Below are 22,109 nucleotides of genomic sequence, written 5' to 3'. Positions count from 1 at the left end.
CCGACCGACAGCCGCCCGCCCCGCCCCCGTTCACAGCCGCTCCGACCTGGGGCGATTCCCGATGCAACCCGGAAGCAATCTGACCGCAAAAAGGGCAGAAGGGAACTTAACCGCTCAGTCACAAAGCGTTCGTGATCACGCAACACCGATCGTCCAGAGTGCTGGCATGACGGAAGTGACTTCTGAGACCACCACCCGGTCCACACCCGGGACCCGGACCAAGCCCACGTCCCGACGGTGGGGCAAACTCCGCGCCGACCGCTCCCTGCGCACCGCACGCCATCACTGGCGTCGTGATGTCGTCGAGCTCGCCGCGCTGTTCACCGCCGTGGCGGTCGCGGACACCATCGCGAAGACCGTGGTCAAGGGGCCGCGCGGCCCGTTCATGCTGATCGCCTCGGCCGTGGCCCTGGTGGCCACAGCCGTATTTCACACCTGGTGGGCGCGACGACATAGCCACGCACCGCCGGCCCCGCCACCGCCCGCACCAGCCCTTGCCGAGGAGCACACCGACGCCACACCCCTGGAGCTGCCGACCACCCTGTGGCGGATGCGGACCACCGTGCGCGACGCACCGGGTTCGCTGGCCGCGCTGTGCGCCGCGCTCGCCGGGCTGCGGGTGGACATCCTGAGCCTGCAGACGCATCCGCTCGCGCAGGGCACGGTCGACGAATTCCTGCTGCGCGCCCCGCAGTCCCTCCCCACCGCCGACCTCACCCGCGCGGTCGCGGCGGCCGGAGGCTCCGGCACCTGGATCGAGCGGGCCGATACCCACGACCTGGTGGACGCACCCACCCGCATCCTGGGCCTGGCGACCCGTACGGCCCTGGACGCCGCCGAACTCCCGCTCGCGCTGAGGCAGTTGCTCGGGCGGTGCACCATCCGCTCCGTGCCCGCCAAGTCCCGGGCCCGCACCGCGCAGAACTCGCCCGTCGAGGGCCGTCTCGACGACTGTGTACTGCGGCTGCAGGACGGTGAGGGCGGCGAGATCGTGATCGAGCGGCCGTATCTGCCGTTCACGCCCACCGAGTTCGCCCGCGCCCGGGCCCTCGTGGAGCTGGACGCCCGGCTCGGGCCGCGGATTCCGCGCGCCCAGGACGTACTGACGCTGCCCGAGGGCAACGCGATCACGGTGCGCCGCGCGGACCTCTCCGACGTCGGAGCGGCCAAGGCGATGCACGAGCGCTGCTCCCCCGACACCCTGCGGCTGCGCTACCACGGTCCGGTCGGCGACGCCGACAAGTACCTCAACCACCTGCTCGGCCCGCGCCACGGACGCACCCTCGCCGTGCAGACCGCATCCGGCCGCCTGGTCGCGCTCGGGCATCTGCTGTGGGACGGCGACGAGACCGAGGTGGCGCTGCTCGTCGAGGACGACTGGCAGCGCCGCGGCATCGGCGCCGAACTCCTCGACCGCCTGGTCGCGATGGCGGTCGAGGCCGGCTGCGCGAGCGTGTACGCGGTGACCCGGGCCGCCAACACCGGCATGGTCGCGGCGATGCGCGGCCTGGGTCTGCCGCTCGACTACCAGATCGAGGAGGGCACGCTGGTGATCACGGCACGCCTCGACGCCGTCCCCGTCAACTCGCCGCTTCCGTCCGCCGTCCGTCCCTCGCCCGCAGACCCCGAGGACCGCTGAGCGCCTGGTCCAGATCGGCCCACAGGTCCTCGACGTCCTCCAGGCCGACCGACATCCGGAGCAGCCGGTCGCTCACACCCGACGAGCGGCGGTCCCCGGCGTCCACGATCCGATGGCTGATGGACGCCGGGTGCTGGATGAGGGTGTCGACGCTGCCGAGGCTGACCGCAGGGGTGATCAGCCGTACCGAGCCGATCACCTCGTGCGGGTCGCCCACCGTCTCGAAGGCCACCATCGCCCCGCCGATCCGCGGATAGTGCACGGCACTGATCCGCGGATCGGCGGACAGCCGCGCGACCAGTTCCGCGGCAGTGGCGGACGCCGCCCGCACCCGTACGGGAAGGGTCGCAAGCCCCCGGAGCAGCAGATAGCCGGCGAAGGGGTGCAGCACCCCACCGGTCGTGAACCGCACCTGCCGCAGCTTGCGCGCGAACTCCTCGTCGCAGGCCACGATGCCGCCCATGACATCGCCGTGCCCGCCGAGGTACTTGGTCGCGCTGTGCAGCACGAGGCGCGCCCCGCTCTCGACCGGCCGCTGCAGCACGGGTGTGGCGAAGGTGTTGTCGGCGAGCAGCGGCACCGAGCCGCAGGAGTGGGCGATGGCCCGCAGATCGAGCTCGCGCAGCGTGGGGTTGGCCGGGGACTCGACGAGGACAAGACCGGTGTCGGGCCGGATCGCGTCGGCGATGCCCGCCGGATCGACCCAGGTGACCTCCGTACCGAGGAGTCCGGCGTTCAGGAGGTGGTCGCTGCAGCCGTACAGCGGGCGGACGGCCACGACGTGGCGCAGGCCGAGGCTCGCGCGCACCAGGAGCACGGCGGTCAACGCGGCCATCCCGCTGGCGAAGGAGACGGCGCTCTCGGTGCCTTCGAGCTTGGCGAGCGCGGTCTCGAAACGGGCAACGGTCGGATTGCTCAGGCGCGCGTACACGGGCGGCCCGTCGTCGAGCGCGCCGGTCGCCGCGAAGGCGTCGATCCGGGCGGCTTCGTCGCGGCTGTCGTACGAGGGGTAGGTGGTCGACAGATCGAGCGGCGGGGCGTGCAGTCCGAGCCCGGCGAGGTCCTCGCGGCCGGCGTGCACGGCTTCGGTGGCGAGCGCCCGGGATACGGCGCTGAAGTCGTCGGTTGCCATACGCGGATTCTGAACACTGCACCGGAATCAGCCGCAGAACCCCGTGCTACGTTCGGCCGATGAACGACTCCGTCGCACTTGATCCGGTCGATCTGGACATATTGCGTCTGCTGCAGAACGACGCCCGGACCACCTACCGCGATCTCGCCGCCGAGGTGGGCGTCGCCGCCTCCACCTGCCTCGACCGGGTGGCACGACTGCGCCGGGCCGGTGTGATCCTCGGGCATCAGCTGCGCCTGGATCCGGCGAAGCTGGGGCGGGGACTGCAGGCGCTGTTGATGGTGCAGGTGCGGCCGCACCGGCGGGAGCTGGTCGGGCCGTTCGTGGAACGGATCCGGGCGCTTTCGGAGTCACGGGCGGTCTTCCATCTGACCGGCCCCGACGACTATCTGGTGCATGTGGCCGTGAGCGACACCGCCGATCTGCAGCGGCTCGTGATCGACGAGTTCACCTCGCGCCGGGAAGTGGCACGGGTGGAAACCCGGTTGATCTTCCAGCAGTGGGACTGCGGACCACTGCTGCCGCCGGCCGTAGGCTGACCGCTTATCGTGCGCTAGGTTCCGGATTCCGCCACGTCAGGCGGAAAGCCGAGAGCGGAATCCGGTGACGCGAGGCATGTCGCCGTATGAAGATTGCCCGCATGTCAGACACCACTCGCAGCCTTCTCCCCCGTCAGGTCGCCGATGCCTACGTGGACGACCTGATCGCCCTCGACCCGGTCACAGGCACTTATCTCGGCGACCCCGAAAGCGCCACCCGGCTCCCGGACTTGTCGCCCGAGGGCACCCGCCGGATGGCCGAGCTCGCCCGCACCACGCTCAGCCGGCTCGACGCCGCCGAGCAGGTGCCCGGTGCGGACAGCGAGCACGAGCGGCGCTGCGCGCGCCTGCTCCGCGAGCGGCTGACGGCGCAGCTCCAGGTGCTCGACGCGGAGGAGACGCTGTGCGCGATCAGCAACATCATGTCGCCCACGCATGAGGTGCACGATGTGTTCGCGCTGATGCCGGTGGACACCGAGGACGACTGGCGCGCGGTGGCCGCGAGGCTGCGGGCCGTGCCCGCCGCGTTCGCGGGATACCAGGAGTCGCTCGCGCTCGGTCTGGAGAAGAAGATCTACGGCGGACCGCGCGCGACGGCCACGTTCATCGAGCAGCTCACCGAGTGGGCGGGCACGGAGCGCGGCTGGTTCGAGGAGTTCACCGACCCGGCGCCCGCCGCGCTGCGCGCCGAACTCGACGCGGCCGGACGCCTCGCGACGGCTGCCGTGGTGGAGCTGCGCGACTGGCTGCGCGAGGTGTACGCCCCGGCGGTCGCGGACGCGTCCGACACGGTCGGGCGGGAGCGATACGCGCGCTGGTCGCGCTATTTCAACGGGACGGATCTCGATCTCGACGAGGCCTACGCGTACGGCTGGACGGAGTTCCACCGGCTGCTCGGCGAGATGCGCAGCGAGGCCGAGAAGATCCTGCCCGGCGCGGAAACCCCCTGGGTGGCGCTGGCGCATCTCGATGAGCACGGCCGTCATATCGAAGGCGTGGAGGAGGTGCGCGCCTGGCTGCAGCAGGTGATGGACGAGGCCATCGAGGCGCTCGACGGCACCCACTTCGAACTCGCCGAGCGGGTACGGAAGGTGGAGTCCCGGATCGCCCCGCCCGGGGGCGCCGCGGCTCCGTACTACACCTCGCCGTCCGAGGACTTCTCGCGCCCGGGCCGCACCTGGCTGCCGACGATGGGCCAGACCCGCTTCCCCGTCTACGACCTGGTGTCCACCTGGTACCACGAGGGTGTGCCCGGCCACCATCTGCAGCTCGCGCAGTGGGTGCACGTCGCGGACAACCTGTCGCGCTACCAGGCCTCCGTGGGCATGGTCAGCGCCAACGCCGAGGGCTGGGCGCTGTATGCCGAGCGGCTGATGGACGAGCTGGGCTTCCTGCGCGACGCCGAGGAGCGGCTCGGCTATCTCGACGCGCAGATGATGCGCGCGGTCCGCGTGATCATCGACATCGGGATGCATCTGGAGCTGGAGATCCCGGCGGACTCGCCGTTCCACCCCGGCGAGCGCTGGACGCCGGAGCTGGCGCATGAGTTCTTCGCGGGGCACTCCAGCCGGCCCGCGGATTTCGTGCAGAGCGAGCTGATCCGCTATCTGTCCACGCCGGGCCAGGCCATCGGCTACAAGCTGGGCGAACGCGCCTGGCTGCTCGGCCGGGAGAACGCCCGCCGTGCGCACGGCGACTCCTTCGACGCGAAGGCCTGGCACATGGCGGCGCTGTCGCAGGGGTCGCTGGGACTGGACGATCTGGTCGAGGAGCTTTCGCGGCTTTGAGTTCCACGGTCCACGCTCCACGGTCTACGGGGAGAGGGCTGCGTCGCAGTTGCCCGTGACGCAGCCCTCTCGCTGTCCCACCGGACTCAGCGCCGGAATCCGCCCTCCGAGTCGATCACGTTGCCGGTGATCCACTCGGCCTCGTCCGTGGCCAGCCAGGCGATCAGGCGGGCCGGGTCGTCGGGCATGCCCCAGCGGCCGGCGGGAAAGCGGTCCGCGATCGCGTCGTAGATCTCTCCGGTGAGGTAATCGGTGTCCACCGGGCCGGGGTTGACGGTGTTCACGGTGACGAGGTGTTCGCCGAGCGCCGTGGCGAGGGTGCGGGTGGCCGAGGCGAGCGCGCCCTTCTGCAGGGAGTACGCGATCTCGTGCGGCATACCGCCGGCCTGGTCCTGTCCGGAGGTCATCATCACCACCCGCCCGCCGGGAGCGGGTTCGGGCAATGCGGCCCGCAGGCGGGCGTAGGCCTGCACGAGCAGCAGCACCGAACGGGTGTCGACGGCCCAGTGCCGGTCGAGCATCGCGGCGTCGATCTCGTGCAGTTGGCCGTCGCTGCCGCTGAGCGCGTGGTTGGCGACGAGGATGTCGAGCCGCCCGCCGAGCGCGGCCGCAGCAGTCTCGATCAGCTGGGCGGGGACGGCGGGGTCGGACAGATCGCCCGGCCCGTCGACGACCACCGCTTCGGGGTCGCCGAGCACTTCGCGTACGCCTGCGACGACCTCCTCCAGGCGGTCACCGCCCCAGGGCATCTCGTCGTCGTGCGGCACATGGTGGTGCAGATAGACGCTCGCGCCGTACGCGGCGAGCCGTCGGGCGACCGCGTAGCCGATGCCGCCGCGCCGGCTCGCACCGGTCACCAGCGCGGTGCGGCCGCGCAGGGGAAGGGGGTCGCGGCGGAGCTGTCCGGGTGTGGGGTGCGGGAGTTGAGGCATGACGGATCATGATGCCTGCCGTCGGCGGCACCCTCAAACACCTTTTGCCGCCGGACACCCGCGCCCTCCCGTCAGCAGCCGCAGTCGCCCTCGACCGGCGCGGTCAGCGGGTCGGCGTCGCGCTGGGCGGAGCCTTCCCAGGTCTCGTACGCGAAGCCCTCACGCGCCCAGTACTCGAAGCCGCCCAGCATCTCCTTGACCTGGAAGCCGAGTCGGGCCAGGGCGAGCGCCGCGCGGGTCGCTCCGTTGCAGCCGGGGCCCCAGCAGTACGTGACCACGGGGACGGACCTGTCCAGGAGCTGCTCGGCCTGCTCGGGTATCTGCGCGGTCGGCAGGTGGATCGCGCCGGGCACGTGGCCCTGGTCCCAGGAGGCGGTGGAGCGCGTGTCGATGACCACGAAACCGGGGTCGCCGCCGGCGGCCAGGGCGGCCGCGACATCGGAGACGTCGGCGTGGAAAGCGAGCGAGGCGGCGAAGTAGGCGGCCGCCGCGGCAGGGGCGGCCGGGGGCACTCGCAGAACGGGGTTGTCGCTGGTCAGGGCGGTCTGTGTCGTCGTCATGCCCAGTAATCTATGGCCGGTGATCATGCGTCGGCCAGGGAATTCCCCCGGCGTACACCTTGATCGGCCGGTGATTCCCCTGCTATCTCTCGGACATGACCGGCTATTCCCCAGACGCCACCGACTGGCTGATCCTCGACGCCCTGCAACGTGACGGACGGGCCAGTTTCGCGGAACTCGCCCGCACCGTCTCCATGTCCTCGAGCGCCGTCACCGAGCGGGTGCGCCGCCTGGAGGAGGCGGGCGTGATCCAGGGCTATTCGGCCGTCGTCGTCCCCGAGGAACTGGGTCTGCCGATCCTGGCCTTCGTCCGTCTCAGGTATCCGAACGGCAATTACAAGCCGTTCCACGATCTGGTGGAGGTGACCCCGGAGATCCTCGAGGCGCACCATGTCACAGGTGACGACTGCTTCGTCCTCAAGGTCGCGGCCCGCTCCATGAGCCACCTCGAGGAGATCTCCGGGAAGATCGGCACGCTGGGCTCGGTGACGACGAGCGTGGTGTACTCCTCGCCCCTGCCCCGGCGCGCGATCAGCCGCTGATCAGCGGGCCGGGCATCAGCCGGCCAGGCGCTCGCGCAGCAGCTTCTTGCCGAACTCGGCACCCTTGCGGCTGTCGGCCTGCGCCTTGCGGAACAGTTCGACGACCGCTTCGTCCTTCTCACGCTCCGCATCCTGGATGTACGTCTCCAGACGCAGCACGTTGTTCAAACAGGACTCGACATACCAGACAAGGTTGTAGTCCTTGTCCTTGGTACCCGTGACGGCTCCGGTTTCGCGGCCGGTGGGCATGGTGGCATTCCCTCCTTCGGGATGGGTTCGCCGCCGCTTGCCTTGCTGATGGCGACGTGGCCGCCGAGTACCCGAGGGCAGCTGCCGTACGCACCGGCAGACCGTAAAGCGGGCCGCGAAACGGTCAGCCCGAAAGCCCCCGCTGCCGCACCACCGAGCCCGCGCGCCCTTTCACCACTTCCAGCTGGGCGTGGATGCGCCGCCGCAGGTCCGCGACGTGGCTGACGATGCCGACGCTGCGGTCGCGTTCGCGCAGCGAGTCGAGGACGTCGAGGACCTCGTCGAGGGTCTGGTCGTCGAGGCTGCCGAAGCCCTCGTCGATGAAGAGGGTGTCGAGGCGGACCCCGCCGGCCTCGTCGGTGACCACATCGGCCAGGCCGAGGGCCAGCGCGAGCGAGGCGAAGAAGGTCTCGCCGCCGGAGAGCGTCGCGGTGTCGCGCTCGCGTCCGGTCCAGGCGTCGATGACGTGGAGTCCGAGTCCGCTGCGCGCTCCGCGGCCTGCGCGGTCGTCGGAGTGGACCAGGGTGTAGCGGCCCCCGGACATCCGCTGCAGCCGCATGGTCGCGGCGGCGGCGACCTGTTCGAGGCGGGCCGCGAGCACATAGGACTCGAGGCGCATCTTGCGTTCGTTGTCCGCCGAGGTGCCGGCCGCGAGCGTCGCCAGGCGCGCGACCCGGTCGTACTCCTCGCGCAGCGGCGCCAGTTGGCGCGCCTCCGATGCGGCCTGGCGCGAGAGCCGGTCGAGCTCGCGGCAGCGCTCCTCGGCGGCCGCCTGGGCGCTGACCGCACGCCGCAGCGTCTGTTCCGCGCTCTGCGCGGCCTGCTCGGCCGCGGCCGGGTCGGCGGCCGGACGCCGGGCGGCGGCTTGCGTGTCGGGTTCGGCCAGGACCGCTCGTACGGTGAGGTCCTCCTGCTGCCAGGCGTCGAGCCGGCGCTGGAGTTCCCGGTGGGATGCGGCGTCGAGTGCGGCCGCGGCCGCGGACCGCGGGGTGTCGAAGCCGGCCCGGTAGGCGGCTTCGGCGAGCCGGCCGTCGGCCTCCTTGAGTCGCTCGGCCGCCTCCTGTGCGGCCCGTGACGCCTCGGCCGCTTCGGTGAGCAGTGCGGCCTGCCGCTCCAGCTGCCGTGCCCGGTCGGCGACGTTCGCCGCGCCGCCCCGCGCCTTGGTCAACTCCTCCTGGAGTAGCACCTGTTCGCGTACGAGGTTCTCGCGCCGCGAGGTGCGGGAGGCGGCGCGCCGCTCGGCGTCCTGTTGGGCGGCGACCCGTCGGTCGTGCTCGTGTTCGTCGTGCGCGTAGGCCTCGCGTGCGGCGTGCAGGGTGGAGGCGAGGGCGCGGACCTGCGCGTACTCCTGCTCCAACTCGCTTAGTGCGGCGGCGAGTTCATCGGCGGGAGCGCCGCCCGCGGAGGCGGTGGCGGCGGCGAGGGCCTCGCGTACGGAGGCGAGTGCGCCTTCGGCTTCGGCGCGCTCCTGGTCGGCTCGCTGGTATGCGCCGAGGGCCGTTTCCTCGGCCTGGCGGTCGACGTGTCCTTCGCTTCTGCGCGCGGGAGCGGGGTGTTCGACGGAGCCGCAGACCGCGCAGGGGTGGCCGTCGGCCAGCTGGGCGGCGAGTTCGGCGGCGATGCCGCGCAGACGCTGCTCCTTGAGGGTGAGCCAGTGCTCGCGCGCGTCCCCCGCCCGCCGGCCGGCCGCGAGCGCCTCTTCCTGGGCTTCGGTGACGGACGAGCCGAGCGCGTCACGGCGCCGGGCCGCCTCGACCTGGTCGCGGGCCGGGCCGATCCGGCCTTCGAGCTGTCCCGCGCGGGTGGCGGCTTCCTGTGCCTCGTCGATCCGGCTCTGGTGGCCGTGGCGTACGGCGTCCCAGTCCGCGAGCCACGCCGAGGCCTCCTCCAGAGCCGCTGCGTCGGCGCGCTCCTCGTGCTCCAACTCGCCGAGTTCGTGGCCCAGTTCGCGCAGGCGCTGCTCGGCGCGCCGGGCGGAGGTGAGCGAGCCCAGCTCTTCGTGGGCCTTGCGTGCGGCGGCGGCGAGCGCGGCGGCCTCGGCCCCGTCGAACGACTCGGGCAGGGCGCGCCGTGCCCGGCTCTCCTCGTCGGCGGCCCGCCGCTGTGCGGTATCGGCCGAGGAGCGCAGCGCAAGGGCGGGCGCCACGGCCTCCGCCTTGCGCGCCCGCTCCATCCGCTCCTGGTCGGCGCGGTGCTCCTCGATATGTCCGGCGAGCCGCTCGGCGTGCTCCTGCGCCTCGGTGTGGCGGCGCTGAAGCCGATGTGTCTCCCGTACGCCGTCAAGGTTGTCCTGGGCAGCGTCCCGCGTCCGCTGTGCGGCGTCCTGGGACACGCGCGCGACCGTGAGGGCCTCGCGCGCGGCGGACCGGGCGCAGGCCGCCCAGGTCAACACGCCTTCCGCCAGGCCTGGTTCACCCGCGGCGACCTCCGGAAGCGGCAGCTGCGCCACGCGCCCGGCGGCCTGTTCCATCCGCTGCGCGGCGGCGAGCAGCCGCTCGTCGGCGGATCGGACCTGCGCCTCGGTGCCCCGGCGCAGCTCGGCGAGATGCTGCTCGACGGCCGCGAAGCGCCGGGTGTCGAAGAGGCGGCCGAGGAGCTTTCCGCGCGCCTCGGCGTCGGCCCGCAGAAAGCGCGCGAAGTCGCCCTGCGGCAACAGGACCACCTGGCAGAACTGCTCCTTGCTCATGCCGAGCAGCTGCCCGATCTCCTCACCGATCTCCTGGTGGGAGCGGCTGAGGTCCTTCCACGCATCCGCCGAAGCGTCGTACTCGCGCAGCCACGACTGGGCCTTCTCCATGGTGGTGCCGGTGCCGCGCTTCTTGGGCCGCATCCACTGCGGCTGCCGCCCGACCTCCAAGTGCCGCCCGGCCACGGTCAGTTCGAGCACCACTTCGGTACGGGCCGCGGGCGCCGCATGATCGCTGCGCAGGGTCGTGCCGGCGCCCTGTCTGGCGCCGGGTACGGAGCCGTACAGGGCGTAGCAGACCGCGTCGAGGACCGAGGTCTTGCCCGCGCCCGTCGGTCCGTGCAGCAGGAAGAGACCGGCCTCGGACAGCGCACCGAAGTCGACCTCCTGTACGCCGCCGAACGGTCCGAAGGCCGTGAGGGTCATCCGGTGCAGCCTCATCGGGCCACCTCACGGAGGGTCTCGTCGACGCGTACGGCGTCGAACGCCCCGCGCAGTACGGTCTGTTCGGCGTCGTCGGGGCCCGCGCCGCGCACATGCGCCACGAAGTCCTCGGCGATCTGCTCGTCGCTGCGGTCCTTGAGCCGTTGCGCGTACGACACCTGCGGTTCGCCCGGCTGCCGTTCGGGAGCGAAGACGAGGCTGAGGACGTGCGGGAAACGCTCGGCGAGCTGCGCCATCGGCTCGTCGGGCCGTACGGGGTCGGTGAGCGTGGCCTCCACCCAGTGCTCGGTGACGCCTGCGAGGTCCGGGTCCGCGAGCAATTCGTCGAGCTTGCCCTCGATCCTGGCGAGCGGGCGGGGCACGGGGCAGTCGATGCGTTCGGCGCTCAGTTCGCCGCGGGGGCCGAGGTCGATCAGCCACATCGACTTGCGGTGGTGCTGTTCCGAGAAGGAGTAGGCGAGCGGGGAGCCGGAGTAGCGGACGCGTTCGGTGAGGGTCTGGCAGCCGTGCAGATGGCCGAGCGCCACGTAGTCGACGCCGTCGAAGACCCCGGCCGGCACGGACTGGACGCCGCCGACGGTGATGTCCCGCTCGCTGTCGCTGGGTTCGCCGCCCGTCACGAAGGCGTGCGCGAGCACGACGGAACGGGTGCCTGCCGCCCGTACGGAAAGATCGGCGCGCACGCGGTCCATGGCCGCGGCGAGCACCGTCTCGTGGGCGGGCTTGTCGACCTTGAACTCGTCCTTGACCAGGGCCGGTTCGAGATACGGCAGTCCGTAGAACGCGATGTCGCCGTGCTCGTCGGCGAGCACCACCGGGGTGGCGCACGCGGCAGGTGAGGTGCGCAGGTGGATGCCCGCCTTGCCGATGAGGCCGGCGCCCACGCCGAGGCGGCGGGCCGAGTCATGGTTTCCGGAGATCATCACGACCGGCACATCGAGGTCGGCGAGCCGGTGCAGGGCGTCGTCGTACAGCTCCACGGCGGACAGCGGCGGCACGGCCCTGTCGTACACATCCCCGGCGACGACGACCGCGTCGACCCGCTCCTCGCGTACGACGGATACGAGGTGATCGATGAACGCGGCCTGGGCGTCGAGCAGGCTGACGCGGTGAAAGGCCCGCCCCAAGTGCCAGTCCGATGTGTGCAGCACTCTCATAGAACCGCTCTGACCTGCAATTTCTCTCAGTGACCCCAGAAAACAGCACCCGTCGGCCCAGCAAGCCGGATCGACAGCCACCACGCTAACGCCTGACGGCACCTGACTTACCACCGACCTCGGAACGCATCGACCTCATCGACGCATTACGTCATGGCGCCCGATACCGGACCCTCCCGCTGCCCTCGTAGATTCGCACCACTTCCGTCACACTTCGCACCCGAACGTATCTGGAGACGACCATGCGCAAGCTGGTGGAGACGACGTTCCTGACCCTCGACGGCGTGATCTCGACGCCGGAGAAATACGGGCCGCCCTACTGGGACGACGAGCACGACGCCTACGCGGCCAAACTCGCGGACCGCGCCGACGCACTGCTGCTGGGCCGCAAGACCTACGAGGGTTTCGCCCAGGCCTGGCCGCAGCGGTCCGATGCCTACGCCGACCACATCAACTCCATGCCGAAGTACGTCGCTTCGCGCACGCTGCCCGCCGGGGATGCTCCCTGGAACGCGACCGTCCTGTCCGGCGACCTGGCGGAGGCGGTGGCGGAGCTGAAGCGGCAGCCGGGCCGGGACATCCTGAAGTTCGGTACGGGGGACAGCGACCGGACCCTGATCGAGCATGGCCTGGTGGACGAGTTCCACCTGTGGATCCTGCCCGTCATCGCCGGTGGAGGGGAGCGCATCCTGGACGGCCTGGACGTCACCCACCTCAAGCACACCGGCAGCACCACGCTCACCAGCGGGATCGTGGTGGCCACGTACGCACCGAAATAGCACGATTTCCTGGACCGTTCCCGGGCGGTCCGACGACCTCACGGCAACCCGCGACCCATCTTTGGGAAAGAGGCTGATGTCCGACACCACCTGCCACATGTCCATCTCGCTCGACGGCTTCGTCGCCGGACCCGAGCAGAGCCGCGAGAATCCGTTGGGCAAGCGCGGTAAAGAGCTGCATCTCTGGCATATCGGCGACCCGCGCGCGACCGGAGCCAACAAGACGGCCGTCAGTTGGCTGATGCGACCGCGTGGCGCCTACGTCATGGGCCGAAATATGTTCGGGCCGGTCCGAGGCGAGTGGAACGAGGCGTGGGACGGATGGTGGGGCCCCGAGCCCCCGTACCACGCCCCGGTCTTCGTGCTCACTCGCTACGCCCACGAACCGATCAAGATGGAGGGAGGGACCACCTTTCACTTCGTCACCGAAGGCTTCGCCGCCGCTTACGCGCAGGCGCTCGAAGCCGCCGACGGCAAGGGGGTGGACATCGCCGGTGGCGCTTCGACGGTTCGCCAGGCACTCACCGCCGGCGTGATCGATGAACTCACCCTCGACATCGCACCCGTGCTGCTCGGCAGCGGCGAGCGCATTTTCGACGGCGTCGAGACGTTCGATTTCGAGCCCGTCGAGGTGCTCCACTCACCGCTGACCACCCATATCCGCTATCGCAAACGCGACGCCGGCTGAGCAGCAACCGGGGCTTCGCCGTCTCCATCGGGGATCCCCCAACGAACAGCCGGCTTCTTGGACATCCAGGGACGGCGACCTGCGCGGTCGCCGTCCCTTTGTCATGCACCGATTGCCGTGGTCACGCCATGACCGCATTAAGTCATGGCGACCGATACCGGCCCGCCCGGCCGGCTTCCTAGGTTGATGGCACACACCAAGACCTTGGAGAACGCATGCTGTTCCGATCTGCGACCGACGCCGACACCGACCGCGTGGCGGCTGTCGTGGTCGACGAGCCCGTGGGCTGGATTCCCGCCGACCGTTACCTGGACGAGTTGCGCCAGCGGATGTACCGGCCCGAGTGGACCTGGCTGGCCGAGGACGAGGGCCGGGTGGTGGGCCGCGCGCTGTGGTGGGGGCAGTCGACCGCCGAGCACCCGGTCGATCTCGACTGCCTGTGGGTGGACGCCTCGGTGCCGGACCGCGCCAAGGTCGCGGCGGGCCTGCTGGCCGCCGGCCTCGAGAGCTTCACGGCGCGGGGCGCGGCCGACCTGCCGATCCTCACCGTGAAGCTCACCGACGGCTGGCGCGACGACCCGGCCGTGTCCGCCGCCGCCGAGTGGCGCCACGACGGCGCGCTGGCCGCCGGACTGAGCCACGTGGTGGAGCGGCTGCAACTGGAGTGGACACCCGACGCCGCACTGCCGGCCGCCGGGACCCGGCTGACCTTTGCCGCCGCCACGGACGAGGAGTTCCTGCCGGTGTTCCGCGGGATCGCCGAGGGCAGCCTGGACGCAAGTACCCGTAAGGACATCGCCGAAGTCGGCGCGGATGCCGCGGCCCGCAAGGCGATGGACTTCTATCTGGACTGCCTCGGGGAACGCGACTGGTGGCGGCTCGCGTACGACGCCGACGGCGCGGTCGTGGGCCTGGCGATTCCCTCGGCGACACCGTATGCCCGCAATGTCGGCTATATAGGGGTGCTCCCGGAGTTCCGCGGCCGTGGCTACGTGGACGAGGTGCTCGCCGAGATCACCCGCTTCCAGGCCGCGGCCGGCGCGGAGCGGATCACCGCCACCACGGACCAGGGGAACGTGCCGATGGCCGCGGCCTTCGCGCGCGCCGGCTTCCGGGTCACGGAGATCCGGATGGTCTACTCGGTGCCTTCCGCCTCATGACTCCAGAAGGTCGGACAGTTCCGTACGGGAGCTGACGCCGAGCTTGGGGAAGGCGCGGTAGAGGTGGTGGCCGACCGTGCGCGGGCTGAGGAACAGCTGCGTGGCGATCTCGCGGTTGGTCGCCCCGGTGGCGGCGAGCCGTACGACCTCGCGTTCCTGCGGACTGAGCCGGCCGATCCGGGTGTCCGTGCCCGGGTCGTGCGCTTCCCCGGCGGCTTCGAGCTCGGCGCGTGCCCGGTCCGCCCATGGCGCGGCGCCCGCTCTCGCAAAGATCTCCATCGCGGTACGCAGGTGCTCGCGGGCCTCGACGTTGTGGCGTCGGCGCCGTAGCCACTCTCCGTAGAGGAGTGCGGTGCGGGCGCGGTCGTGCGCGCTGCCGTGCTCGTGCAGGACCAGGGCCTGCGTGTAGTGCTCGGCCGCCTGCTCGTCCGGGCCGGTCAGGGCCGTGCAGCGGTGGGACAGCGCGGTGAGCGCGGGCTGCCCGACGGTGGCGGCCCAGGCCGCGAGGCGGGCCGCCGGTTCCCCCGCCTCGTCCGGCCGCCCGGCGCGGACGGCGGCCTCGACGAGGTCCGGGAGCAGGTGCTGCGCGAGTGCGGGGTGGGCCCGTTCGCGGGCCGCGGCACGCAACTGTGCGAGCGCCGACTCGGCGCGACCCAGACCGAGTTCGAGCAGCCCGAGCGCGTGCAGGGCGTCCGCCGTGGCCCGTCCGACGCCACGCGGGCGTGCGTAGGCGAGAGCTTCCTCGGCCTGCTCGCGCACGTCCGCCTCGCGGCCCTGGACGGCGGCGAGCAGCGCAAGGCGGGAGCGCAGATGGGCTGCCCGGTGGTCCAGGTCGTAAGAGTCGGCGAGGTAGAGCCCCTCGGTGGCGTGCTCCTGCGCGTGGCCGGTCCTGCCGAGCGCCGTCTCGACCCGCGCGAGCAGATCAAGCGCCGTGGGCAGCCAGCCGCCGATCCCGCTGGCGCGACACCGGGCGACGGCTGCGGTGGCGTGCTCGTACGCGCGGGGGTGGTCGGCGAGGAGATGCGCGCAGTGGGCGGCCATCAGGAGTGCCATGTGGTCGTCGCCGGTGGGCGGTGGGGAGTCGTGACCGGCGGGTGGCGGGTGTGCGGCGGGCGAGTCGGGCGCCCCGATCGGGAACAGCCAGGCCGCAACGGCCAGTTCGGGCAGGTGCGGAGCGCGGGCGGCGATCTCCGCCAGCAGCCCGGTGTCCTCCGCGGACAGCGCCGCGTGCAGCGCCTCGGTCAGCAGGGGCGCCATCTTGTCGGCGCCGGCGAGCCCCGACGTGTCGCTGCCGACGAGCCCGAATGTGTCGCGGTCGGCGAACCTCGATGTGTCGCCGTCGGCAAGCCCCAATGGGTCGCTGCCGGCGAACCCCAGTGTGTCGCCGCCGACAAGCCCCAGCTCGTCCACGCACGCGAGCAGCGTGCGAGCCGCCCGCACCGGGCTGCCGTATCCCAGCTCGACGACCGCGCGGGCCCGGGCGAGGTCCGCCGCCGAGGCCGGGTCCGACAGCGGAAGCGGGACCTGGTCGGCGAGGCGGCGGCAGCGTTCGTCCTGGCCGGACTCGCTCGCCTTCTGCGCCGCGTCGATCAGACGCCGTGCGCGCAGGTGCGGGTCGGCCGTGAGCTGCGCCGCCCGCTCGTACGCCGCGGACGCGGAGGCCGCCCCCTGCCGGCTGCCGGCCCAGGCGGCGACCCGTTCCAGCTCCCTGGCGACCTGCTCGTCGGGGCCGGTCGCCGCGGCGGCCAGGTGCCAGGCGCGGCGGTGCGCATGCCGTTCGGAGTCCAGCGCCGCCGCGAGCGCCTGATGGGCGGCAATGCGCCGGGCGAGCGGCGCGGACTGATAGGCCGCGTACCGGCTCAGCGGGTGCCCGAAGCGCACGGCCGCGGCCGAAAGCCGTACGATTCCGGCCTGTTCGGCGGGTTCGAGGTCGGCCACCGTGCCACCGAACCGGCCGATGGCCCCCACCACCACGGCGAGCTCCCCCGTGTCGTCGGCGGCGGCCACCGTGAGCACGGCTCGGGTGGCCGCGGGCAGCCGTCCGATCCGTTGCGCGATGAGATCCTGCAGGCGGCCGGGCAGCGGGGAGACGTCGTCCGGCAGCGCCAACGGGCCCAGCTGTCCCTCCCGTTGGGCCAGCGTGAGCGCGTCGGCAAGGACGCGCAGGGCGAGCGGATTGCCCTGCGCCTGCTCGGCGATCCGGTCCGCGACCGGCGGCAGCAGCCCGGTCAGCAGAGCCGCGGCCGACTGACGGTCGAGGCCCGCGAGAGGGAGCCGGGGTATGCCCTTGAACCGAGGCGCGTCGTCCGTGACAGACGCGTCGCCCGTATCCCCCGATCCGGACCCACGGCCGGTATGCCCCGCTCCGGACCCACCCCCGTCCCTCAGCCCGAACAGCATCACGACACCCTCGGCGCACAGCCGGCGGGCAGCGAACGCCAGGACGTCCACGGACGGTTGGTCGAGCCACTGCACGTCGTCGATCACACACAGCACCGGGCGCTCGGCCGCGGCCTCCGCGAGCGTGGACAGCGCGGCCAGGCCCACGACGAAGCGGTCGTGCACCGCGCCGCCGGCCAGGCCGAAGATCGCCCGCAGCGCCGTGGCCTGCGCGTCCGGCAGCCGGTCGAGGAGGTCGAGCGCGGGCAGGAACAGCTGGTGCAGCCCCCCGAAGGCGAGGTCCGTCTCCGACTCGACGCCCTCGATGCGCAGCACGCGCATCCCGTCGGCCGCCCGAGCGGCGGCGTAATCGAGCAGCGTGGTCTTGCCGATCCCGGCTTCCCCATGGACGAGCAGCGCCCCGCTCACCCCGTCGCGGGCGGCCGCGAGCAGCTCGTCGATCCGCCGCACCTCGTCGTCCCGCCCACGGAACACCGGCGCGCCTTCGTGCCGACCGCCGGTCACTCGCGCCTCTTTGCGGGGCCCACCGGCCACTCGCGCCTCTTCGCGCCGCTCACCAGGCACCTGCTGCTCTTCGCGGGGTCCGCCGAGCACCCGCAGCTCCTCGTCCCGCCCCCGCGGCTCGTCGTCCCCCACTGCTGATGAATCCTTCCCACGTACCGCGCCGACCTTGCACGATACGCCCTGCCCAGCGGCGGCTCAGGCCCCGGACAGGCGACGGGCGGCCGTCGTCAGGACCGGCCGCCCGCCTCCTACCCGTTCACCGCGCCCGGCTCAGGTCACCGGCCGGTACCCGAGCACGAACGTGGCCGGCGCCCCGCTGCCCGGGTTCCCCGGCGTACTCGGCTTGGCGAGCGAGTACACGGGCGCGTTCACCGCGTTGAGGGCCTCGAGTGCCTTGGCCTCGGTGGCCGCCGCACCGTAATAGAGGTGGAACTCGCCCACCAGACCCGCATTGGGATTGCCCGGCACCGGCTCCACCGGAACGCTCACGTCCAGGACGGTGCCCTGGTCGTACGGTCCGGCGTCGGTGAAGGAGCCCTCGTGGTGCAGCTTGGGCCGGCCGGATCCGGGGTCGGGTCCGGCGAGTCCGTAGTCGCTGGCGAACTCGACCTTCGGATGGTCCGCCTTGAGGGTGACGTACTCCTTGAGCGGTGTCGGCTCCACGTCCCAGTCGACGACCCGGCGATAGCTGATGTGCGGCTGGTCGCCGGGCGGCGCGAGGGACGTGACCGTCACGGTGACGTCGTACAACTCGGGCCGTGCGGACGGCCGGTACTCATGCGTGACGTACACCGGGTAGTCGGTGCCGACCAGACGGACCGTCGACTTCGCGGTGGTCGGTGTCGTGGTGAACTCCGTGATCTCGGCGTTCTCCGAGAGCCCTTGGACACCGTGCGACCAGCCGCTCCACTGGCCGACGCCGCCCGGCGGGGTGACCTGGATGCCCCAGCCCTCGCAGTGGCAGGCCACGGCCGAGACGGCCTCGTAGTTCGTGGGCCTGTGCCGCAGGCCCACCTCGGTGGTCTTGGTGCCCGCGCTGGGTGTGCCGCCCTGAGTGATCAGGTTGCCGCCCGGCTGGACGCCGATCTGCACGTCCGTGGTGCCGACCGAACCGCCGAACAGAGAGGTGTACTTGGTCTCCCAGCGGCCTTCCTCCTCGCCGTCACCGGGCCGGCCGTGGCTGATCATCAGCGTGACGACGTTGCAGTTGCCGCCGATACGCGTGTCGAGAGTCTTGTCCTCCTCACGGGCGCTCTTGTCGTCCGCGAGGCAACGGCGGGGAATCTTCTCCCAGTTGACGACGGTGAACGTCAGGCGCTTGTCGTCGTCCTGCATCGTGCGGACGGCCATGTTCCAGAGCTTGGAGGGGTCGGCCTGACCGACGAGGTCCACGTAGTGCACCCCGCCGCCCTTGACGGTCCACTTCCCGGAGGCCTTGCCGTCGGCGGGCAGGGTGATGGTCTCGTGCTTGGGGCGGGCCACCGCGAGGGGGCCGTCCGCTCCGGTGGTGCCCAAGGCGCTGCACCAGTCGTCGGCGTCGCCGTCCTGGTAGCGCCAGTACGAGCCGTAGTCCGCGGCCGTACTGCCGCCGCACAGCTGGTAGTTGGCGACACCGAAGACGCGGATCTCCTCGTGCACATCACGGTCGTAGTCGTCCGTGATCATGTCGCGGATCTCGGTGGCGCCGTCCGGGAACCAGGCGTCCTCGATCCGCTCCCACGAGTGCCGGATCGCATCCGCGCCGAGCCGCTCGTCGAGGAACTCGGCGAAGATGAACGCCCCGTACTGGCGTCCGCCGCCGAAGCCGTCCTGCTTGGTCAGCTCCTCCTCGGGCCGCGCCAGGAATTCGTCGAGGTCGTTGGCGTAGATGTAGCGGCTGCCGGAGGGAACCGCGGGGTCGGCGGCCACGGCCTGATGGGCGCCCCACTCGGCGGTCGCCTCCATCCACGCGTTGAGGCTCCGCATGTTCCAGATCAGGCTCCAGCCGACGTACTTGTACTGCATCGAGTGGAACAGCTCATGGCGCGGCAGATAGAACTCCTCCGCCACGTCCGAGGAGTCGAAGTCCGTGCCGATGTGGATGATGTTCGCGTCGGCGAGCTCATAGGGCTGGACGAAGCCCACACCGGGTTCGACGTGCGTCGAGCCGAGGAAGAGGGTGACCTTCTTGTCGTGGTCCTCGCGGGGAGCGTAGCCGAGCGAGGAGTACGTCTTGCGTCCCTCTTCGAGCGAACGGGTCATCCGCTCCACGTAGTTGGGGACTCCGTTGTCCTGCACGTCCCCTTGGGCGGCGTCACCGGAGCCGTCGTACGGGTTGACGGCGTTGTCGCCCGCGGCGTTGTAGAACACCGAGAAGTTGGCGCTCTGGTGCAGGCAGTCGAACACGCCCGGCAGCTTGCCCCGCTGCCCGCACTCGCTCAGCGGGACGGCGAGCGCCGCAGGAGTCTCCGCCTGGCGGGCGATCAGGGGACGCAGGATGTCGGCCTGGGCCATCCGGTTCTGGATGCTCCGGCGCACGGGGTGGCCGAGACCGGCGAGTTCACGGCCGAGCGTCATCCCGAGGATGACCCGCTGCTCCGCGGGCAGCTGGTCGTCCCGGTAGTGCTGGGGCACACCGCCCAGGTAACCGAGCTTGGCGTAGGCGTGGTTGACGAAGGCTTCCTCGTTGAGGCGGCCGGAGCGCAGGTCCTCGAGCAGCCTGCGCAGACCCGGCCGGAAGTCCTCGTACGACTCCGGTGCGGGCCGCGGCGGCGGTTCTTCGGCGCGGGTGCGCGGCGCCGGGTCGTACGTGGGCATCTCGTACGGCGCCGGTGCGGCCTGCGCGTTCACCGCCTCGCTCTTGGCGACCGCGCCGCCCGGGTCTCCCCCCTCGGGCTGCGCGGTGGCTGGCGCCTGGAGCAGCGTCACGGCGAGCGATGCGGCGGCCAGCGTCGTGATCGCTGTCCGCCGCGCTCTTCTGCGGGCACGGGGTCTGCGTTCGGGCCCGGGCGGCACACTCGATACGTGCCACATGGTGGTTCCCCCCACGGTGACGGCCCCCGGCCGGCCCTGCGCCGGCGGTGGGCCGTGGTGCGGCTGTGCTGAGCCGAGATTAGAGGCAACGCGAGGCACCTGAACATGGCCCTGACAAACGCGACGACTCGGCCACAGCTGTGCGCCGGCTCTGCGGCAGACCCGGCCAAGAGGCCTTTCGCGGCCAGGAGAGCCGATACGCTGCGAAACAGCCGTGAACCGGACGGAGTCGGGGATCGTGGCGGTCCGGCGGCGAGGGGGCGGGGCATGGATCCACGGATGCACGGCGCGGTGGCCGGATACGTCTGCGAGCGCGAGCTCGGCCGCGGCGGGCAGGGAGTCGTCTGGCTCGCCCGCGACCCGGAGGGCCGGCAGGTCGTCGTGAAGTTCCTGCTCCCGGGCAAGGAGTACGACGAGATCGCGCTCGCCCGTGTCCGCCGGGAGTTCGGCGCGGCCAGCCGGGTCGGCGAGCTGGCCACGGCGCGGGTCCTCGACGCCGATCTGACCGGGCGTACCCCGTACATCGTCAGCGAGTTCGTGCCCGGGCCGACGATCGGTGAGCACGTGAGCGGCAGCGGGCCGCTGGCCTCCGGCCGGCTCCAGTCGCTCGCCCTGGCCGTCGCGCACGCGCTGGCGCAGGTGCACCGGGTGGGGATCGTCCACCGGGACATCAAGCCGTCCAATGTGCTGCTCTCGCCGGACGGGCCGCGCATCATCGACTTCGGCATCGCCCGCGACGACCGTCTGCTCGAGTCGGCGCTCACCACACCGGGCAGCCTGGTCGGCTCCCCCTCCTACATGTCACCGGAGCAGGTCAGGGCGCAGCGTGTCACCAGTGCGTCGGACGTGTTCTCGCTCGGCAGCACGCTGTACTTCGCCGCCACCGGCCGGCATCCATTCGACGGCTCCGGCTCCTACGAAGTCCTGGTCGCCGTATGCGAGGACGAGGCCGATCTGACGGCGGTGCCGGAACCGGTGCGTTCGGTGATCGCCGACTGTCTGCGCAAGGATCCTGCGCAGCGTCCCACCGCGGCCCAGCTCGTCACCCGGCTCGCGGGGGCGGCGGAGGCGGTGGACGGCACGCCGACCGTGTCGCTCGCGCCCCGCCCATCGCCCGGAACCGTCTATGGCGACCGCGACGGCGACCGGGGCAGGCAGCTGCGCCTGTGGGGGTTCGCGGCCGGCAGCGCGGTCGCGGCCGTGCTGCTCGCCGTCGTGCTCAGCACGAGGGGGGACGGATCGGGCGGCGGTGCGTCGGGCCCGGGGAAGTCCACGGACTCGCCGCCGCAGTCGTACGCCGACGATCTGACCGACTCCGGCGACTGGACGCACAAGGACCCGGACCTGGGGAAGGTCACGCACAAGGGCGGCACCATGCTGGTGAGCCCCAGGCTCCAGCTGGAGGTGTGGCCGCAGGCGCCCTTCGAGCCGGCCACGTCCGCGGTGCGGATCAGCACCCAGGCGGCCTGGTTCGGGGGTGACGGCGGGATCGGTCTGTGGTGCAACGGCTCCGGCGACTACGAGAAGGGCTCCCGCTGGTCGGGCTATGTGACCACGGGCCAGGAGGCCTTGATCGTGCGGGAGTTCCGGCACAAGGGGGAGTTCCAGCACGACCGGGTCGTCGAGAAGAACCTCGCGGACCTCGGCCTGAAGGTGAAGAGCCAACAGGAGATCGACATGGCGCTGACCTGTACGCCGGCCGGTGACGGGCGGATCAAGGTGGAGCTCGCCCTCGACGGCAAGACCGTCGCGGCCTACACGGGCGACGCCTTCGCCGCCCGCGGCTGCGGCGTCTCGGCCTTCCACTACAACGAGACCGACCCCGAGGGCACGGCCTTCCACGCGGGCTTCGAGCGTTTCACGGCCGCGGAGCCGGGGGCGGACTGAAGCGTTGCGTAC

16 protein-coding genes are annotated in these 22,109 nt (G+C 71.6%); 8 read left to right on the top strand and 8 right to left on the bottom strand.

The window, feature by feature from the left end; all coding sequences use genetic code 11:
- The first annotated feature begins 166 nt into the window (after positions 1 to 166).
- Positions 167 to 1,639 carry a GNAT family N-acetyltransferase gene (locus tag G6045_RS02955; RefSeq protein WP_165330158.1) on the top strand — a complete coding sequence of 491 codons (1,473 nt, stop codon included), beginning with the start codon at positions 167 to 169 and terminating at the stop codon, positions 1,637 to 1,639.
- On the opposite strand, the gene G6045_RS02950 is transcribed toward G6045_RS02955, so the two are convergent.
- Positions 1,581 to 2,771 (bottom strand): trans-sulfuration enzyme family protein, encoded by a 1,191-nt coding sequence (locus G6045_RS02950; RefSeq protein WP_165330157.1) that lies wholly within the window; start codon positions 2,769 to 2,771, stop codon positions 1,581 to 1,583. The genes G6045_RS02955 and G6045_RS02950 overlap by 59 nt on opposite strands.
- A gap of 59 nt (positions 2,772 to 2,830) precedes the next feature.
- On the opposite strand from G6045_RS02950, the gene G6045_RS02945 reads away from it, so the two are divergent.
- Both G6045_RS02945 and G6045_RS02940 read left to right on the top strand, forming a co-directional pair.
- Positions 2,831 to 3,310 (top strand): Lrp/AsnC family transcriptional regulator, encoded by a 480-nt coding sequence (locus G6045_RS02945; RefSeq protein ID WP_165330156.1) that lies wholly within the window; start codon positions 2,831 to 2,833, stop codon positions 3,308 to 3,310.
- A gap of 101 nt (positions 3,311 to 3,411) precedes the next feature.
- Positions 3,412 to 5,097 (top strand): DUF885 domain-containing protein, encoded by a 1,686-nt coding sequence (locus G6045_RS02940; RefSeq protein WP_165330155.1) that lies wholly within the window; start codon positions 3,412 to 3,414, stop codon positions 5,095 to 5,097.
- A gap of 86 nt (positions 5,098 to 5,183) precedes the next feature.
- Here the strand turns inward: G6045_RS02940 and G6045_RS02935 are convergent, their stop codons facing one another.
- Positions 5,184 to 6,029 (bottom strand): SDR family oxidoreductase, encoded by an 846-nt coding sequence (locus G6045_RS02935; RefSeq protein ID WP_165330154.1) that lies wholly within the window; start codon positions 6,027 to 6,029, stop codon positions 5,184 to 5,186.
- A gap of 71 nt (positions 6,030 to 6,100) precedes the next feature.
- Entirely contained in the window at positions 6,101 to 6,589 is a 489-nt protein-coding gene (locus G6045_RS02930; RefSeq protein WP_165330153.1) for a rhodanese-like domain-containing protein, read from the bottom strand.
- 95 nt (positions 6,590 to 6,684) lie between these two features.
- Here G6045_RS02930 and G6045_RS02925 point away from each other — a divergent pair, with 95 nt between their 5' ends.
- Positions 6,685 to 7,131, top strand: coding sequence for an Lrp/AsnC family transcriptional regulator (locus G6045_RS02925; protein ID WP_165330152.1), 447 nt, complete (start codon positions 6,685 to 6,687; stop codon positions 7,129 to 7,131).
- Positions 7,132 to 7,146: 15 nt separating this feature from the next.
- Here G6045_RS02925 and G6045_RS02920 read toward each other — a convergent pair whose 3' ends face one another.
- The 3 genes from G6045_RS02920 to G6045_RS02910 all read right to left on the bottom strand — a co-directional run bounded on the left by G6045_RS02920 (position 7,147) and on the right by G6045_RS02910 (position 11,667).
- Entirely contained in the window at positions 7,147 to 7,380 is a 234-nt protein-coding gene (locus G6045_RS02920; RefSeq protein ID WP_165330151.1) for a hypothetical protein, read from the bottom strand.
- 124 nt (positions 7,381 to 7,504) lie between these two features.
- On the bottom strand, positions 7,505 to 10,507 hold the full coding sequence (locus G6045_RS02915) for an AAA family ATPase (RefSeq protein ID WP_165330150.1): 3,003 nt from the start codon (positions 10,505 to 10,507) through the stop codon (positions 7,505 to 7,507).
- Positions 10,504 to 11,667 carry an exonuclease SbcCD subunit D gene (locus tag G6045_RS02910; protein WP_165330149.1) on the bottom strand — a complete coding sequence of 388 codons (1,164 nt, stop codon included), beginning with the start codon at positions 11,665 to 11,667 and terminating at the stop codon, positions 10,504 to 10,506. Before G6045_RS02910 ends, G6045_RS02915 begins: the two co-directional genes overlap by 4 nt.
- Positions 11,668 to 11,909: 242 nt before the next feature.
- On the opposite strand from G6045_RS02910, the gene G6045_RS02905 reads away from it, so the two are divergent.
- The 3 genes from G6045_RS02905 to G6045_RS02895 all read left to right on the top strand — a co-directional run bounded on the left by G6045_RS02905 (position 11,910) and on the right by G6045_RS02895 (position 14,294).
- Positions 11,910 to 12,446, top strand: coding sequence for a dihydrofolate reductase family protein (locus G6045_RS02905; protein WP_165330148.1), 537 nt, complete (start codon positions 11,910 to 11,912; stop codon positions 12,444 to 12,446).
- Positions 12,447 to 12,522: 76 nt separating this feature from the next.
- Positions 12,523 to 13,134 carry a dihydrofolate reductase family protein gene (locus G6045_RS02900; protein WP_165330147.1) on the top strand — a complete coding sequence of 204 codons (612 nt, stop codon included), beginning with the start codon at positions 12,523 to 12,525 and terminating at the stop codon, positions 13,132 to 13,134.
- Between the two features lie 215 nt (positions 13,135 to 13,349).
- Positions 13,350 to 14,294 carry a GNAT family N-acetyltransferase gene (locus G6045_RS02895; protein ID WP_165330146.1) on the top strand — a complete coding sequence of 315 codons (945 nt, stop codon included), beginning with the start codon at positions 13,350 to 13,352 and terminating at the stop codon, positions 14,292 to 14,294.
- On the opposite strand, the gene G6045_RS02890 is transcribed toward G6045_RS02895, so the two are convergent.
- Both G6045_RS02890 and G6045_RS02885 read right to left on the bottom strand, forming a co-directional pair.
- Complete coding sequence (locus G6045_RS02890) at positions 14,289 to 17,330, bottom strand: helix-turn-helix transcriptional regulator (RefSeq protein ID WP_206343195.1); 3,042 nt, start codon at positions 17,328 to 17,330, stop codon at positions 14,289 to 14,291. The two genes, G6045_RS02895 and G6045_RS02890, sit on opposite strands and share 6 nt — an antisense overlap.
- Positions 17,331 to 17,468: 138 nt before the next feature.
- Positions 17,469 to 20,210, bottom strand: coding sequence for a hypothetical protein (locus G6045_RS02885; RefSeq protein WP_165330145.1), 2,742 nt, complete (start codon positions 20,208 to 20,210; stop codon positions 17,469 to 17,471).
- A gap of 267 nt (positions 20,211 to 20,477) precedes the next feature.
- On the opposite strand from G6045_RS02885, the gene G6045_RS02880 reads away from it, so the two are divergent.
- Positions 20,478 to 22,097 carry a serine/threonine-protein kinase gene (locus G6045_RS02880; protein ID WP_165330144.1) on the top strand — a complete coding sequence of 540 codons (1,620 nt, stop codon included), beginning with the start codon at positions 20,478 to 20,480 and terminating at the stop codon, positions 22,095 to 22,097.
- Positions 22,098 to 22,109: the final 12 nt, after the last annotated feature.

This window comes from Streptomyces mesophilus (genome assembly GCF_011044995.1).
Classification (GTDB): Bacteria; Actinomycetota; Actinomycetes; order Streptomycetales; family Streptomycetaceae; genus Streptomyces; species Streptomyces mesophilus.
This window is presented reverse-complemented; position numbering and strand designations above follow the sequence as displayed.